The following is a 15,733-nucleotide window of genomic DNA, read 5'->3' as shown; positions in this document are numbered from 1 at the left end:
TGGGCGCCCCTTCGGAGGCGCCCCTGAAGGGGCGCAGGGAACTGCGCGACCAGCCCCCACAGCCCCGCACCCGACCACTCGCTAACCGAACTGCACCGACCGCTTCGCCAGCCCCATCCAGAACCCGTCGATCACGCTCCGCTGCGCGTCCAGCTCGCCGGCCTGGTCCGCCGCCCCCATCGTCACGAACAGCGGTGCGAAGTGTTCGGTCCGAGGGTGCGCCAGCGCACCCGCCGGGGACTTGTGGGTGAAGTCGAGCAGGCCGTCCACGTCGCCGCTCTCCAGGGCGCGGTGCCCCCAGTCGTCGAACTCCGCCGACCAGGCCGGGATCCCGCCCTGGCGCAGTGCGGCCAGGTTGTGCGTGAAGAAGCCCGAGCCGACGATCAGGACCCCCTCGTCACGCAGCGGCGCGAGCTTGCGCCCGATGTCCATCAGCTTCTGCGGGTCGAGCGTCGGCATGGAGATCTGCAGGACCGGGATGTCGGCTCCGGGGTACATCTCGACGAGCGGGACGTACGCGCCGTGGTCGAGGCCGCGGTCCGGGATGTCCTGGACCGGGGTGCCGGGCCCACGCAGCAGCTTCCGTACGGAATCGGCCAGTTCGGGTGCGCCGGGGGCCTCGTACCGCACCTGGTAGTAGTGCTCGGGGAAGCCCCAGAAGTCGTACACGAGCGGCACGGTCTCGGTGGCGCCGAGGGCGAGCGGGGCCTCCTCCCAGTGCGCGGAGACCATCAGGATCGCCCTGGGGCGCGGCAGTTCGGCCGACCACGCGGCGAGCTGGCCGGTCCACAGGTCGTCGTCGGCGAGCGGCGGCGCGCCGTGGCTGAGATAGAGGGCGGGCATACGCATGGCGACACTCCTGGATGACGTGACCCTGGATTACTTGAAGTCTCAAGCTGTACTGGCAGAGTAGTGCCCAATTGTTTAATCTTCAAGAAGGAGGTACGTACAGTGGAGCCCATGACGACGGCACCCACCCAAGCCCCTCGCTGGCTCACGGACGAGGAACAGCGCACCTGGCAGGCGTACCTCCATGCGACCACGCTGCTGGAGGACCACCTCGACCGCCAACTCCAGCGGGACGCGGGCATGCCGCACATCTACTACGGACTGCTCGTCCAGCTCTCCGAGGCGCCGCGCCGGCGTCTGCGCATGACCGAGCTGGCCATGAACGCGAAGATCACCCGCTCCCGCCTCTCGCACGCGATCGCGCGCCTGGAGAAGAACGGCTGGGTGCGCCGCGAGGACTGTCCCTCCGACAAGCGCGGCCAGCTGGCGTGCCTCACGGACGAGGGGTACGAGGTCCTGACGCGGACGGCGCCGGGTCATGTCACCGCCGTCCGGCAGGCGCTCTTCGACCGGCTCTCCCCGGAACAGCAGAAGTCCCTCGGCGAGATCATGAGGATCGTCGCCGAGGGACTTCAGCCGAAGGAGGCGGGGGCGGATCTCCCCTGGCTCCGGTAGTGCCCTGAGTCTTCTACGGGGTCAGTGCGCGATCACCGGGATCTGCACCTCGTCCTGAGCGTCCTCCGTGGAGCCGGAGGCCTTCGGGGCGGCGCTGCCCGGGACACCCGTGTTGATGAGGGTGAGGGCGATCGCGGAGGCCACGGCGAGGATGCCGACGGCCCACCAGATGGCGTGGGTGTAGCCGTTCACCATGGCCTGCGCCTGAAGGAGCTTGGGGTTGGTGGCGCCGGCCGCGTGCGCGGCGACGTAGGCGGTGGTCGCCGACGCGGCGATCGTGTTCAGCAGGGCCGTGCCGATCGCGCCGCCGACCTGCTGCGAGGTGTTGACCATCGCGGAGGCGACACCGGCGTCACGCGGCTCGACACCGTGCGTGGCCAGGGACATGGCGGGCATGAACGCCGTACCCATGCCGAGGCCGAGCAGCAGCTGCGCCGGCAGGATCAGGAACGGGTACGAGGAGTCGATCTCCAGCTGCGTCAGGATCAGCATGCCGAGCGCGGCGATCAGGAAGCCGGGGCCCATGAGCAGCCGCGGGCGGACCCGGGTCATCAGCCGGGCACCGATCTGCGTGGAGCCCGTGATCATGCCGACGATCATCGGCAGGAACGCGAAGCCGGTGGTCACCGGCGAGTAGCCGCGTACGACCTGGAGGTAGTACGTCAGGAAGAGGAACAGGCCGAACATCGAGATGACGGCGAGACCGAGCGACATGTAGACGCCGCCGCGGTTGCGGTCGAGCAGGACGCGCAGCGGCAGGAGCGGCGAGCGGACCTTGGACTCGGTGAGGACGAACGCGAGCAGCAGCACGGCGGAGCCCACGAACATGCCGACCGTCACGGCGTCGGACCAGCCGTTGGACTCGGCGCGCGTGAAGCCGTAGACCAGGGAGACCAGGCCGAGGGTCGACAGGATGACGCCCGGGATGTCGAGCGACGAGCGGTTACGGGAACCGGCCGGCTCACGGATGACGAAGTAGGCACCCGCGGCCGCGATGATCGCGAACGGGATGTTCACGAAGAACGTCCAGCGCCAGTCCAGGTACTCGGTGAGGAAGCCGCCGAGGATCAGGCCGACGGCGCCGCCGCCACCGGCGATCGCACCGTAGATGCCGAACGCCTTGGCGCGCTCCTTGGCGTCGGTGAACATCACCGCGAGCAGGGAGAGCGCGGCGGGCGCGAGCAGCGCGCCGAACATGCCCTGGAGGGCGCGGGCCCCGAGCATCATCGCCTCGCCCTGGGCCGCGCCGCCGAGCGCGGACGCGAAGGCGAAGCCGAGCAGGCCGGTGACGAAGGTCCGCTTACGGCCCCACAGGTCGGCGATGCGGCCGCCGAACAGGAGCAGTCCGCCGAAGGCGAGCGCGTAGGCCGTGATGACCCACTGCTTGTTTCCGTCGGAGATGCCGAGGTCCTGCTGGGCCCACGGCAGCGCGATGTTCACGATGGTCGCGTCGAGCACGACCATCAGCTGGGCGAGCGCGATGAAGACGAGCGCCTTCCAGCGCATGGGGTCTGCCTTGGGCAGATCTATTTTTGGCAAGGGCGTAGCCACGACGGCACTCCAAGTCTCGAATAAGCGTGAAATATCGGCTGTTGCGGAAGCTGCTCGGGTGTTACGGAAGCTGCTGAGGATGCTTGTGGGCTCCGCCGACGAGCCGGCGACGGCGGGGCGCAGGGTGGATCAGGCCTGCCGGAGGTCCTCCAGAGTCGCGGGCGTACCCGGGAGTTCCGAGCGGGCCGGTGCCATCAGGCCGTCGAGGAACAGCTGCAGATGACGGTGGACGAACTGGTCGATGTCCAGGCAGGCGATGCCGGGCAGCGGCCTGGTGAGCTGGGAGAGGGCGACCATCAGATCCCCGACGGCGATGTCGGTGCGCAGCTGACCGGCCGCGCGGGCCCGCTCCATGAGGCCCTCCGTGCCGGCCTCGAGCCGGTCGCGGGCGGCCAGCAGATCGGGATGGTCCTTGTCGAAGCCGGCCGAGAGCATCGGGCACAGGGCGCCGATCCGCTCGTCGGCGGCCGCGTGCACAAACGTGCGCAGGGCACCGAAGGAGGCGTCCGGGTCGGCGTCCGCGACGGCGAGCGCCCGTTCGGCGTGTTCGGTGACGCTGTCCATGACGGAGAGGATGACGTGCCGGAGCAGTTCGGCGCGGTCCGCGAAGTGCCGGTAGACCGTGGCGTTGCCGACGCCCGCGCGGCGGGCGATCTCGTCCATCGGCACCTCGGCCCCGAACTCGACGACCATCTCGCGAGCGGCGGCGACGATCCGCTCCCGGTTGCGCAGGGCGTCGGCACGCGGCTTGGGCACGCGCTTCCCCGTCGCGGGTGCGGTGGTGGTGGCTGCGGCGCTCACGATTCTGGCTCCTTCCGGCGGACGTTGCGGTCATTCTCCGTTGCCTGCTCGTTCCGGGGAGTCAGTCCCCGTTTCGTGCGGACGTAGGGCTAAACGGGGAAGGCGTCCCCGGTTATTTCCCGCCATTCGTGTGACCTGAGTCACACGCCTGCGAAAAACCCACGATCGGCGCACCCAGCGAGCGGCCCGGCACACCCCGTCACAGGGTGATCGAAAGACGCAGCCCGCTCCCGGAGCTGCCGGGGACCGAGGGCGAGGCGATCTCATTGCGGCACCGCATACGCAGGGCCCGGCGCAGCGCGGGGCTCGCGGGGCTCACCGCCGTAGCCCTCGCCGTCACCACCTCTGCGAGTACGGGCCGCTTCATGGAACAGTCCCCGTCACCGTCCGGCTCGGGCTCCACGTCCCTGTCCCGGCCGGCCGCGCTGACCCCCTGCATGATCCGGGGCGCACTGGGCGTACAGATGTCGGAGGGCGTGCCCACACAGTCGGGTTACGCCCGCTCCACGGGCACCGTCCACGCCCTGAACCTCATGGTCGACTTCCCCGACGCCCGCGGCCAGGGCACCGCGCTCGACCGCCTCGGCGAGTTCTTCCCGCAGACCCGGGACTGGTTCCGCACCGCGTCGTACGGGAAGCTCGACTACCGTCCGGAGACGCCGATCAGGCACTGGCTGCGCATGCCGAAGACGTTCGCCGCGTATGGCATAGAACGGGGCGCACCCTTCGACCCCGGCTACCGCGACCTCATCCACGACATCGTGGCCAAGGCCGACCCGGACGTGAACTTCCGCGACTACGACCTCATCAACATCCTGGTCACCCCGAACGCCGGCCCCTCGGCCCTGGACACGGTGCTGTCCGTGACGTTCGCCGGCAACCACGATGCGCCGGACGCCGACGGCATCCCGATCGCCAACGCGTCGTTCGTATACAGCCGCCAGGACGACGGCTCGGGCTCGTACGCCGAGACCGGCTACCGCGTACTTCCCCACGAGAACGGCCACACCTTCGGCCTGCCCGACCTCTACACCCAGGACGGCGGCGGCGCCGTCGGCCACTGGGACATCATGAGCGAGGACTGGGGGGCCGACAACGACCTCCTCGGCTGGCACAAGTGGAAGCTCGGCTGGCTCGGGGACGACCAGATCAGCTGCGCGTCGGCGCACGGCACGAGCGAGCACGTCCTCTCCCCGCTCGGCCGCCCCGGCGGCCCGAAGCTCACCTTCGTACCGCTCACCGCCAAGACCGGGTACGCGATCGAGGTCCGCACGCGCGCGGGCAACGACGAGACGGTGTGCCGGCCCGGCGTCCTCATCTACCGGGTCGACGCCGGAGTCGACACCGGCCACGGCCCGATCACCGTCGAGGACGCCACCAAGGACAGCGGCGGCTGCACCCGCAGCCCGAACGTCCACGCGGAACTCTCCGACGCCGCCTTCATCCCCGGCGAGACCTTCAAGGACCCCAGGACAGGGGTGAAGATCAAGGTCGCGGGGGCGGACCTGAAGGGGGACTACCGGGTGCTGGTCACGCGGAAGTGACCTGGCCCAGGGCCTTTCGTCCGGATCAGGCCGGTCCAGGCAGCCGACCAGGCCCCGCGAGCCCGGCATGATCCGGACGAGAGGCCCTAGGCGGAGGCAGCCGGGGGACCCGGCGCCGGGCGGACGGCCTCCCCCACCGGCCCGCGCAGCTCCCGCTTCAGGAGCTTGCCCGTGGCGTTGCGCGGGAGCGGGTCGTCCCGCAGGAGCACGTGCGCCGGGACCTTGAACGCCGCGAGCGACTTGGCGACGTGCGCCCTGACCGCGTCGGCGTCCAGCTCCGACCCGGACCGCACCTGCACGACCGCGGCGACCTCCTCGCCGAGCACGGGGTGCGGCACACCGAGCACCGCCGCGTCGAGGACGTCCGGATGGTCGTGCAGGACGGCCTCCACCTCCACGCAGTACACGTTCTCGCCACCCCGGATCACCATGTCCTTGATCCGGTCGACCACGCTGACCCGCCCGTCCCGCAGCGTCGCCAGATCCCCGGTCCTGAACCAGCCGCCCGGCGCGAACGCCGCGGCCGTCGCCGCCTCGTCGCGCCAGTAGCCACGTATCACCGACTGCCCCCGCAGCCACAGCTCCCCGACCTCTCCCTCGGCGACGTCCTCGCCGCCGGGCCCGGCGACCCGCACCTCCACGGCGGGCGCGGGCCTGCCCACGCTCTCCGGGTGGGCCCGGTACTCCGCACCGAAGTTGGCGGTGACCCCGCCGAGCGTCTCGGTGAGCCCGTATCCGTTACGGGGCTCCACGCGCTCCCCGAACCGGGCGGTGAGCCGGGCCACCAGGTCGGGCGGCGCGGCGGCGCCCCCGGTGTTGAACATGGCGAGCGTCGGCATCTCGTCGCCCGCGGCCTCGGCTGCTTCGAGCAGTTGCAGCGCGGTCGCGGGCACGCCCCCGTAATTCGTGATCCCGTGCTCCCGGATCGCCTCGAGCGCCTTGCCCGCGTCCCATTTCCTCAGCAGGACGAGCGTGCCGCCCGCCGCCATCGCCGCGTAGAACCCGGTGAACGCGGCGACATGGAAGAAGGGGAAGGTGAGCAGGGCGACGGGCGTGGGCCCCTGCCCGGGAATCTGCCCACGCCGCAGAGCCGAAAGCGCCGCGAAATAACGGGGGTTGGCGATGGCGCCGACATGCGCACGGTGCGTGGCGACGGCGCCCTTGGGCCGCCCGGTGGTCCCGGAGGTGTAGATGATGGTGGCGTCGTCGTCGGGCCGTACGTCGACGCCGGGCGGCCCGAGCGCGGGATCGACGGCGGGCAGGTCCTCGTACCGCTCGACGCGGTCGCCGGGGAGCTCGCCGTCGTGATGGAAGACAAGAGTCCAAGGCCGCCGCCCCTCCCCTTCACTCCTCTCCCTCCCCTCCAGCCACGGCTGCACGCGCTCCAGCCGCTCGCCGTCGACGAGGAGCACGCCCGGCTCGCAGTCGTCGAGGGCGTACGTGAACTCGCCGGCGGTCCACCAGGCGTTCAGCGGAACGGCGACCAGGCCCGCCAACTGGGCGGCCCAGAAGGCGATCTGCCACTCGGGGTGGTTGCGCATGGCGACCACGGCACGGTCGCCGGGCCGCAGCCCGTACACGTCCACGAACCGGCGGGCGAGCGCGGACGCCTCGGCGAAGAACTCCCCGTAGGTGAGCCGCCCGCTCCCGGCGATCAGGAAGGGCGTGTCCCCGTAGGCCCAGGTCGTCTCGACGAACTCACGCAGGGTCCGCGGCCCGTCGGCGTACTCGAGCCCACCGCTCTCGCTGCGCACGACGGCGAAGGGTGCACCGGGTGAGGTGAGCAGGTCGACAGCGGGGTCGGCGGGTTGCGGCTCCATGGACAAGGCCCCTTCCAACTGGCCGGACACGATCTACAGGCGTTACGGACGCGACGCTACGTCGGCGGTGACGCGGGCCACAGGGGGGTCCCGAGATTTCCGCGAGACCTCCTGCATCGGCCACCTCGACGCGCCCCGGAACCGGCCGCGGCCCGGACCGCGAAACACAAGCGAGCCCCGACGATCGCATCCGCTACCCTGTCAGTGGTCGCACGCCTTCGTAGCTCAGGGGATAGAGCACCGCTCTCCTAAAGCGGGTGTCGCAGGTTCGAATCCTGCCGGGGGCACCGACGCAAAGGCCCCGGACCGATCATGGTCCGGGGCCTTTGACATCTACGTCTGACATCAACGGGGGCGGTCACTGACGGCCGGGGCGCCTCTTCCTGAGGAGCCGGTCCATGTGGCTCATGGCCTCGCGCTGGGTGTCCTGCACGACATGCGTATAGACGTCCATGGTGATGCTGATCTGAGAGTGCCCGAGGATCTCCATCACGACGCGGGGCGCGACTCCGGCAGCAGTGAGAAGAGTGGCTGTGCCGCGTGCTCGAACTCGACGAGACCCCCGAGGCTCTCGACGAGACCCCCGAGGCTGGCGTCCGACGCGAAGTCTGGGAAGAAACGGGCATCCATGTCGAGGTGGACGAGCTCACCGGGGTCTACAAGAACACGACCCGGGGCATCGTGGCGCTGGTCTTCCGCTGCAAGCCCTCCGGGGGCACCGAGCGCACATCCAGCGAATCGACAGCGGTCGACTGGCTCACGCCCGAAGAGGTCTCCGAGCGGATGGCCGAGGTCTACGCGATCCGGCTCCTGGATGCCGTTGATGGGGCGGGCCCGCATGTGCGGAGCCATGACGGCAAGCGCCTGACGCCCGCGCGACAGAACTTTCCCTACTTCATCAAGCCCCGCGCACGGCGCGGGCGCGCGCCGCCTCTGCGGCGCGGCCTGCCTCCTGTCTCCGCCCCGGCTGGCCGCGCCCGGCTGCGTGCTGCGGGCGGAGGAGGGAAACCCTCTGTGGCTGGGGCGATCGGCTCCGCGGGTTGTCCGGGGCCGCGATGCACTCCTGGCGGCGGACCCGGACCTGGACCCGCTTGTCGATGTCGGTCGGCGTGGTCTCCGGGAGCGCGCCCGTGATCAGCGACGTTGCGCCATCACAGCTGGGCATTCTGGAAGGTCGCCGATGATCAAGGCGCGGCGCGCGCGGCCCGACGGCTCGGACCGCGCTCCTGTCTCCGCCCCGCTCTGGCCCGGCCGCCGGCCGCGCGCCAGCAGCAAGCCAGATGGTTGCTGAACAGGTGGCGTCGTCGTTGGGGCGGTCGGCTCCACGGCTTTACGCAGCCCTCTTGGGGCGAGCCTTGGAGATCGGGGGCCCGCTTCGGGCTCCTGTGGGTAGGTCCACAGACTGCCCGAGTCGCGACAAACTTACGGGCCCCCGATGGATCGTTCCGCGAAATGACGGCCGATCGCCTGGATGACGGGGATCACGGTCCAGGCGCGGTAAGTCGCGTCAGGAGAACGTTCCCGGGATGGGCTCTGTAATGCCGTTGGTGATGTCGGTGATGGACACGTCCGTGTAGCTCACGTCGGTCGGCCCCACCAGTCGCTGGCCAGGGGGGCAGGAGAAGCGGCCAGGGCCGGGCGGATCGATCGTGAGCGAAGCGGTGATGGATCCGTTCCTGCCGGAGTTGAACGTACCCGTGGCCGAGACGTTCTCGAGGACGGTTGTCTTGTTCCCGGCCGAGGGGTTGTGGCCGCCCCTGTTGAAGCATTGGTAGGTGGCCGTTGCCTGCGCGTCGGCCTGGTAGTCGATCCTCAGGTTGTTGCCGAGCCCGGCCTCCTTGAAGCTGACGGTGAGCTGGCCTTGGGCGTTCGGTCCCGTTGCCGAGACGTTGATGAAGTGCGGGCTGGCGGCGAAGGCCGGGGCCACGGCGATCGCCAGGGCCGCCGCGGTCGTCGCGAGGGTGGTACGAATGCGCACGCGAATCTTCCTTCCGTGCAGGGAACATGTTGCCGGAGACCTGCTCTGGCCGGCGCTATCAAGGCGTACGCCTTGATGGCCACGTCACTCTCTATCGGCCATATCGGACATGCAAGATAATCAACGACAAACACGAAATCTACAGTCGATCAGCCCATAGTCGACGTCGATCTCTTCGCATAAGTAGGACGCCACTCGCGGTGGAATGTCCGGTAGTCCACGGCAGTTGAGCAGCGAGACCGCGACGTGACGCAGAAGCCGGTGCCCGCGAGCGTGTCGGGGCAGGGACCAGCAACAGGGCAACGCCGTACAGCTGCGAGTACAGCAATCACCACGACCGCAGCTGAATGTCACCAGCTACCAGCGACCGGCCCATCAGCCGAGCAGACCTCAACAACCGCCCGCCCGTAGTTCGCGTCGAGGGGCTGTGGCACGTTCCGCGGGCCGTGCCACTCTCGTGCCAGAACGGACGGGGTCTCACGGGGAACCGCGGTACGGCACGGCACTCAGCGCCAGACGCGCCCGAGACAGCAAAGCCACTGGTCACCCGAGCATCTGCCCAACCTCGCTCCTGAAGCGGGTGTCGCAGGTTCGAATCCTGCCGGGGGCACCAGCGGAAAGGCCACCCACCGATCTTGGTAGGTGGCCTTTGACATCTGCTTCTGACATCAACGGCGGCGGTCACTCACGGCTGGGGACGCCTGTTGAGCAGCCGGTCCATGTGGCTGATCGCTTCGCGCTGCGTGTCCTGGACGACGTGTGTGTACACGTCCGTGGTGATGCTGATCTGGCTGTGCCGAGGATCTCCATCACGACGCCGGGCGCCTCACCAGCCGCGGTGAACAGGGTGGCCGTACCGTGCCGGGCGTCGTGCAGCCGGATGACGCGGAGCACTCTCGGCGGGACCAGGCCGAGTCCCTCACCCGTACGCGGTGCCCGGCGTGCCCGGACCCCAGGGCGACTCTAGCGTTCGGAAAAGGGGATCACCTCAAGGCCGCTGCCGCTGATGGCGTGTGCGGCCCGACCCATTTCCGGAGGCATGCATGAGCACAGGACGCCCGACACCTCGCGGCGGCGCGAGACGAAGAATTCGCCTGGTCGCCCTGGCGTCCGGGCTCGCCGCCGTCGCGGCGACGGCCCTGGCTGGGACCGCGGCCCAGGCAGACCCCGGCGACCCCACCCCGAGCACCACCTACAGCACCAAGCAGCTCGCCGCCGTCGAGAAGGCCGTCGCGGGCGCCGATGTGGCCGGCACCGCCTGGACCGTGGACACCGCGTCCAACCGGGTGGTGCTCGCAGCCGACACCACCGTGTCCACGGACACGCTCAACGCCATCAGGAAGCGGGCCGGCGCCGACTCCGGCGCGCTGCGCTTGGAGCGCCTGCCCGGCAAGCTCATGAAGTACCTCTCCGGCGGAGACGCCGTCTACAGCAGCGACGCCGTCGGCGGCTTTCGGTGCTCACTCGGTTTCAACACCCGCGACAGCGACGGCCACTACTACTTCCTCACCGCCGGCCACTGCACCAACGGCGCCGTCGACTGGTACGCGGACCCCTCCCACGCCACGCACATCGGCACGACCGCCGGCACCAGCTACCCCGGCGACGACTTCGGTGCCGTGCGCTACGACAGCGACGACCCCGTTCCGCCCGGCACGGTCGACGGGCAGGACATCACCGGCGCCGGCACCGCACGCGTCGGCCAGGCGGCCTGCCGCCGCGGCTCCACCAGCGGCACGCGCTGCGGCCGCATCAACGGCGTCAACTGGACCGTCAACTACGGCGAAGGCCCCGTGACCGGCCTGATCCGCGCCAACATCTGCGCCGCCCCCGGCGACAGCGGCGGGCCGCTGTACGCCGGCACCCAGGCGCTGGGCCTGACCTCCGGCGGCGCGAACAGCAACATCGGCTGCGGCAGCAGGGCCGGCACGACCTTCTATCAGCCGGTCACCGAGGCGCTCAACGCGTCCGGCCTCAGCGTGTACTGAGTGATGCGGCGGGGCCTGGTACGCGGATGGGTCCACGCACCAGGCTCCGCCGCAGTCATGTGGTTCGGACGACTACCAGGGCCGCCGCTATCCAGGCTGGCACCGCCACATGGCCCCGGCCATAATGCTGCTGCGCTACATGTTCGACGAGCGGCGCCTCCACAAGGGTGAGGCCCGCGTCTTCGCGCACAACGAGGCCTCGCTCGCCCTCCAGTACCGGCTCGGGTTCGTCGAGGAGGGGCGGCTGCGCGATCACGTGTTCCACGGCGGCCGCCACCACGATCTCGTCCTGCTGGGCATGCTCGACCGGGAATTCGCCCAGCGTCACCGGTGACGGGGCGCCCGGCCCCGCTTCACGCGGTCAGGACGTCCAACCGTCGCGGCACACGCTGCAATGCCGACGAAACTCTGATGATGCGCGGCCCCGTGCGTCCTACGCCGCCTCCCCCGTCGCCGCCGCCGGCTCGATGTTCTGGTTGGCGTGGAACAGGTTGTTCGGGTCGTACTTGCGTTTGACCTCCGCCAGGCGGTCGTAGTTGTGGCGGTACGTCGCCTGGACGCGGTCCTGGTGTTCGTCCTCGCCGATGAAGTTCACGTAGGCGCCGCCCATCGAGTACGGGTGCAGGTCGTGCCAGTACGCCCTCGCCCACTGCTTGACCGCCTCCGCGTTCGCCGGGTCCGGGTCGATGCCCGCGATGACGCCCGACCAGACCGCTTCCCGGTAGCCCCAGGCCGTCGCGTCCTCGGAGACGCGGGACGCGGCCGCGTTCACCGGGTAGAGGTGCATCGTCGACAGCGGCGTGGGGAGGTTCTCGGCGAATTTGACGTGTACGTCGATCGCCTCGTCCGTGATGCGGTCGAAGAAGTCACCGCGCCAGTACCACTGCAGGCCCTTGGGGAGCAGCTCGTCGAACATGGACTGCAGCGCCGGGTACGGCATCGGTGCCGTGAACTGGAAGGCGGGCGGGCCCGCTTCCGCCGCCGCCGCGATCGCCTCGTCCGTGCGGGCCAGGTCTCCCGTCCAGCACCACACCACCCCGCACATCTTCCGGCCGTGAATCTCCTCGGGGAAGGGCGGTCCCGGCGGCACGGTCAGCGCGGCGAAGAAGCCGTTCAGGTCGTCCGGTGCCTGTGGCAGGAACTCGCGGTACCACTCCAGGACTTCACGCGTCTTCTCGACCGGCCAGAGCGTCAGCGCGACGCCCACCGTGTGCACCGGGTGCAGCTGGAACTTGAACGCGGTGACGATGCCAAAGTTTCCGCCGCCGCCCCTCAACGCCCAGAACAGATCGGAGTGTTCGGTCTCGCTGGCCGTCACGAAGCTGCCGTCCGCGAGAACCATGTCCACGCTCAGGAGGCTGTCGATCGTCAGGCCGTACTTGCGCGTCAGGTAGCCGTGACCGCCGCCGAGGGTCAGGCCCGCGATGCCGGTCGTCGACATGATTCCGGCGGGTATCGCCAGGCCGAACGCGTGCGCCGCGTGGTCCAGGTCACCGAGTTGGCTGCCACCGCCCACCCACGCCGTCTTCTGCGCGGGGTCCACGCGCACCCAGCGCATCGGTGACAGGTCGATCGTGATCGCGTCGTCGACGAGGCACAGGCCGCCGCCGCTGTGGCCGCCGCCCCGGACGGCGAGCTCCAGTCCGTGGTCGCGGATGAAGTCGACCGCCGTCATGACGTCCGCCGCGTCCGAGCAGCGCACCATCGCGGCCGGCTGCCGGTCGATCATCGCGTTGTAGATCTTGCGGGCGTCGTCGTACTCCGCGTCGCCCCGCGCAATGACCGGGCCACGCAGCTCGGTTCGCATCAGACCGACGATGTCTGTGCCGGCAGGAACCGTGGCTGTGGTGTCGGTGTCATCCATGGCGCTCTCCTCGACGGGACGCATCGCTGGGCGGACCGCTGTCCCCCCGTCCCGTCTTCCCGCCTCTCGGCGGCCGTCGGTGAGCGGTTCGTGCGCCGGCGTGCGGGCACCCCCGTCAGCCACCGACACACCTCATCGAGCGCCGGCTGACACTTCAAGGATCCGCCCGCCCGGCAGGCCCCGCAATCGCGGAGCACCATGAAGACATGGACGGAGCGGACCAAGTCAGGAACGGACCCGACGGTCTCGGTGGCGTCAGTCGTCCCGGGCGGCTCGCCGCCCCCGGCGAAGGCATCACCCCAGACGAACTCGCGCTCGCCGCGCGTAATCACGGCCTCCCCCTCGAAGCTCTCCGCTACGACGTCACCCCGCCCGGCCTGCACTACGTCCTCGTCCACTACGACATCCCGGACGCGAGCGCCGACGACTGGCAGCTCACGATCGACGGCCTGGTCAGGACGCCGCTGACCCTCGACCTTGCGGCCCTGCGGTCCCTGCCCGCCGTCACCCGCCGCGTCACCATGGAGTGCGCGGGCAACGGGCGCGCCCTGCTCACGCCCCGGCCGGTCAGCCAGCCCTGGCTGGTCGAGGCGGTCGGCACCGCGGACTGGACCGGCGTGCCGCTGCGCGTACTCCTCGACGAGGCCGGGGTGGACGACGGCGCCGTCGAGGCCGTCTTCACCGGCGCCGACCACGGGGTCGAGCGCGGCGTCGAGCAGGACTACCGGCGCAGCCTGCCCGTCGCGGTGGCCTCGGGTGACGTCCTCGTCGCGTACGCGATGAACGGCGCGCCCCTGCCCCCGCAGCACGGCTACCCGCTGCGGCTCGTCGTCCCCGGCTGGTACGGCATGGCGCATGTGAAGTGGCTGCGCGGGATCACGCTCGTCGACGCCCCCTTCGACGGGTTCCAGCAGGCCGTCGCCTACCGCTTCCGCTGGGGCGCCGACGATCCCGGCGAGCCCGTCACCCGGATCCTGCCGCGCGCCCTGATGATCCCGCCCGGGTTCCCCGACTTCATGTCGCGGGCCCGCGTGGTCCGCCCCGGGCCCGTACTCCTCGAAGGCCGGGCCTGGTCCGGGCACGGCCCCGTGACCAGGGTCGACGTGACCACGGATGACGGCGCCACGTGGAGCGACGCCACGCTGGACCCGGCGGACAGCGACCCGTCGGACGGAGACCCGTCGGACAGCGACCCGTCGGACGGGCACGCGGCGGCCTGGCGCCACTGGCACGCCCCGTGGACCGCCTCGCCCGGCACCCACGTCCTCGGCGCCCGCGCCACCGACGCCACCGGCCGCACCCAGCCGCTCACCCAGCCATGGAACCGCGGCGGCTTCGCCAACAACCTCGTCCAGCGCATCCCCGTCCACTGCCTCTGACGGCCGGTCCGGTCACGCCAGTACCGTCACCGCCGGGGCCGTGACGGACGGAGCCGTCACCGCCGGAGCCGTCACGGACGAGGCCGTCACGGACGAGGCCGGATCCAAGGAACCTGGCGCTTCATCAGGAACCACTCCGCCGCTGTCTCCGGACGGTCCCCCGTGTCGTGGTGGACCAGCGGGTCGTGGTGCACGCGGTCGGGCGGTAAGCGGTGCAGCATGGCCAGTTGAGTCTCCACCGTCTCGACCATGACCGGGGGTCCGCTGACGTACACGTGCGGCCACTCGGCGGGTGCGTGGCGCAGGCTCTGCGCGGTGGCGTACCGGGTCAGCTCCCGTAGGAGCGTCGCGTCCGCGTCGTGCGGAGGACTGTCGCGCGCGGGCAGCGCGCCGACGACGCGCAGCCACGGGTGCGCGTCGCCGAGGAGTTCCAGGACGCCGAGGTCGTACACGTCGTCTTCCGTGCGGGCGCCGATGAGCAGCGTGGCGGTCGCGGAGCCGCGACGGACGGCGAACTCCTCGATCAGCGCCTTGATCTGCGCCCAGCCCGTCCCCCCGGCGACGAAGAGCAGCTCCCCCTCCGGGGCCTTGGGGAGTGTCGTCGTACCGAGGGGCGGGCCGAGACGGACGGAACCGCCGGGGGCGACCGCGTCGACGAGGGCGCTGCTCAGGAGGCCGCCGTCGACGCGGCGTATGTGGAAGTCGAGGGTGCCGTCGGCGCGCGGGGCGTTCGCGATCGAGTACGGGCGCCAGACCTGCGGCGCCTCGGGGGCCGTCAGCGTCGCGTACTGGCCCGGAACGAAGGGATACGGCCGGTCCGGGCGCACGGTGAGGACGGCGATGTCCTCGGCGCGGCGCTCGTGGCGGAGCACCTCCGCGTCCCACCATGCCGGTTCCGACTCCGGCACGGACTCCGCTCCGGCGATCATGATTTTGGAGATGAGTTCGTACGCCGCGCGCCAGGCGGCCTCCGTCTTGGGCGTCCAGGCGCTGCCCGAGAAGAACTTCAGGGCCGCTATCAGGCTGCGCCCGACGGCCGGGTAGTGCTCGGTGCGGGCCCCGAACTTCCGGTGGTCGAAGCCGAGGGTGTGCAGGTGGCCGACGAGGGCGTCGGTGTCCTCCAGGTTCAGGATCGCCGTGGTCAGGGCGGCGAAGAGGCGGTCGCGCTGTTCCTCCATCCGCTCGGGGAACATGGCCCGCACACCGGGGTTGTGCTTGAACAGATGGGCGTAGAAGTACATGGTCAGCGCCTCAGCGCGGCGTTCCGCGACGGCGAGGCTGGAGCGGATCAGGGCAGGGTTGAGGGCGGCGTACGGTCTCGCGCCGGTTCTCGTCGTCACTGGC

12 protein-coding genes, 1 tRNA gene and 3 pseudogenes are annotated in these 15,733 nt (G+C 70.4%); 7 read left to right on the top strand and 9 right to left on the bottom strand.

Annotated features, from left to right (window positions below; all coding sequences use genetic code 11):
* Positions 1-81 precede the first annotated feature (81 nt).
* Complete coding sequence (locus OHA58_RS20510; protein WP_405480470.1) at positions 82-849, bottom strand: dioxygenase; 768 nt, start codon at positions 847-849, stop codon at positions 82-84.
* A gap of 111 nt (positions 850-960) precedes the next feature.
* Between OHA58_RS20510 and OHA58_RS20505 the strand changes: the two genes are divergently transcribed.
* On the top strand, positions 961-1,464 hold the full coding sequence (locus OHA58_RS20505; protein ID WP_405480468.1) for a MarR family winged helix-turn-helix transcriptional regulator: 504 nt from the start codon (positions 961-963) through the stop codon (positions 1,462-1,464).
* 21 nt (positions 1,465-1,485) lie between these two features.
* Here the strand turns inward: OHA58_RS20505 and OHA58_RS20500 are convergent, their stop codons facing one another.
* Positions 1,486-2,970, bottom strand: a complete 1,485-nt coding sequence (locus tag OHA58_RS20500) for an MFS transporter (protein ID WP_405485070.1) — start codon at positions 2,968-2,970, stop codon at positions 1,486-1,488.
* 174 nt (positions 2,971-3,144) lie between these two features.
* Positions 3,145-3,816 (bottom strand): TetR/AcrR family transcriptional regulator, encoded by a 672-nt coding sequence (locus OHA58_RS20495; RefSeq protein WP_405480467.1) that lies wholly within the window; start codon positions 3,814-3,816, stop codon positions 3,145-3,147.
* 266 nt (positions 3,817-4,082) lie between these two features.
* On the opposite strand from OHA58_RS20495, the gene OHA58_RS20490 reads away from it, so the two are divergent.
* Complete coding sequence (locus OHA58_RS20490) at positions 4,083-5,360, top strand: M6 family metalloprotease domain-containing protein (RefSeq protein ID WP_405485068.1); 1,278 nt, start codon at positions 4,083-4,085, stop codon at positions 5,358-5,360.
* Positions 5,361-5,446: 86 nt separating this feature from the next.
* On the opposite strand, the gene OHA58_RS20485 is transcribed toward OHA58_RS20490, so the two are convergent.
* Complete coding sequence (locus OHA58_RS20485) at positions 5,447-7,180, bottom strand: class I adenylate-forming enzyme family protein (RefSeq protein WP_405480465.1); 1,734 nt, start codon at positions 7,178-7,180, stop codon at positions 5,447-5,449.
* A gap of 214 nt (positions 7,181-7,394) precedes the next feature.
* On the opposite strand from OHA58_RS20485, the gene OHA58_RS20480 reads away from it, so the two are divergent.
* Positions 7,395-7,467, top strand: a tRNA-Arg gene (locus OHA58_RS20480).
* Positions 7,468-7,538: 71 nt separating this feature from the next.
* Here the strand turns inward: OHA58_RS20480 and OHA58_RS20475 are convergent.
* Positions 7,539-7,718 (bottom strand): annotated as a pseudogene (locus tag OHA58_RS20475) (site-specific integrase); the annotation flags it as partial.
* Positions 7,719-7,750: 32 nt separating this feature from the next.
* Between OHA58_RS20475 and OHA58_RS20470 the strand changes: the two are divergent.
* Positions 7,751-8,056: pseudogene (locus tag OHA58_RS20470) on the top strand (NUDIX hydrolase); the annotation flags it as partial.
* Between the two features lie 631 nt (positions 8,057-8,687).
* Here OHA58_RS20470 and OHA58_RS20465 read toward each other — a convergent pair.
* Entirely contained in the window at positions 8,688-9,158 is a 471-nt protein-coding gene (locus OHA58_RS20465) for a hypothetical protein (protein WP_405480464.1), read from the bottom strand.
* 685 nt (positions 9,159-9,843) lie between these two features.
* Positions 9,844-10,049, bottom strand: a pseudogene (locus tag OHA58_RS20460) (hypothetical protein); the annotation flags it as partial.
* 152 nt (positions 10,050-10,201) lie between these two features.
* Here OHA58_RS20460 and OHA58_RS20455 point away from each other — a divergent pair.
* Together OHA58_RS20455 and OHA58_RS20450 are read left to right on the top strand one after the other, a co-directional pair.
* Positions 10,202-11,146 (top strand): S1 family peptidase, encoded by a 945-nt coding sequence (locus OHA58_RS20455; protein WP_405480463.1) that lies wholly within the window; start codon positions 10,202-10,204, stop codon positions 11,144-11,146.
* A 109-nt stretch (positions 11,147-11,255) separates the two neighbouring features.
* Complete coding sequence (locus OHA58_RS20450) at positions 11,256-11,480, top strand: GNAT family N-acetyltransferase (protein WP_405480462.1); 225 nt, start codon at positions 11,256-11,258, stop codon at positions 11,478-11,480.
* 99 nt (positions 11,481-11,579) lie between these two features.
* Here the strand turns inward: OHA58_RS20450 and OHA58_RS20445 are convergent, their stop codons facing one another.
* Positions 11,580-13,010, bottom strand: a complete 1,431-nt coding sequence (locus OHA58_RS20445) for an FAD-binding oxidoreductase (RefSeq protein ID WP_405480461.1) — start codon at positions 13,008-13,010, stop codon at positions 11,580-11,582.
* A gap of 206 nt (positions 13,011-13,216) precedes the next feature.
* Here OHA58_RS20445 and OHA58_RS20440 point away from each other — a divergent pair, with 206 nt between their 5' ends.
* A complete protein-coding gene (locus OHA58_RS20440) occupies positions 13,217-14,389 on the top strand; it encodes a sulfite oxidase (protein ID WP_405480459.1) in 1,173 nt (390 codons plus the stop codon).
* Between the two features lie 86 nt (positions 14,390-14,475).
* Here OHA58_RS20440 and OHA58_RS20435 read toward each other — a convergent pair whose 3' ends face one another.
* Positions 14,476-15,729: a globin domain-containing protein gene (locus OHA58_RS20435; protein WP_405480457.1), complete on the bottom strand. Its 1,254-nt coding sequence runs from the start codon at positions 15,727-15,729 to the stop codon at positions 14,476-14,478.
* Positions 15,730-15,733 lie beyond the last annotated feature (4 nt).

Source organism: Streptomyces sp. NBC_00009, from assembly GCF_045040855.1.
Taxonomy (GTDB): Bacteria; Actinomycetota; Actinomycetes; order Streptomycetales; family Streptomycetaceae; genus Streptomyces; species Streptomyces aureus.
Note: the sequence above shows the minus strand (reverse complement) of the source record. Positions and strands in the feature narration are given on the sequence as shown.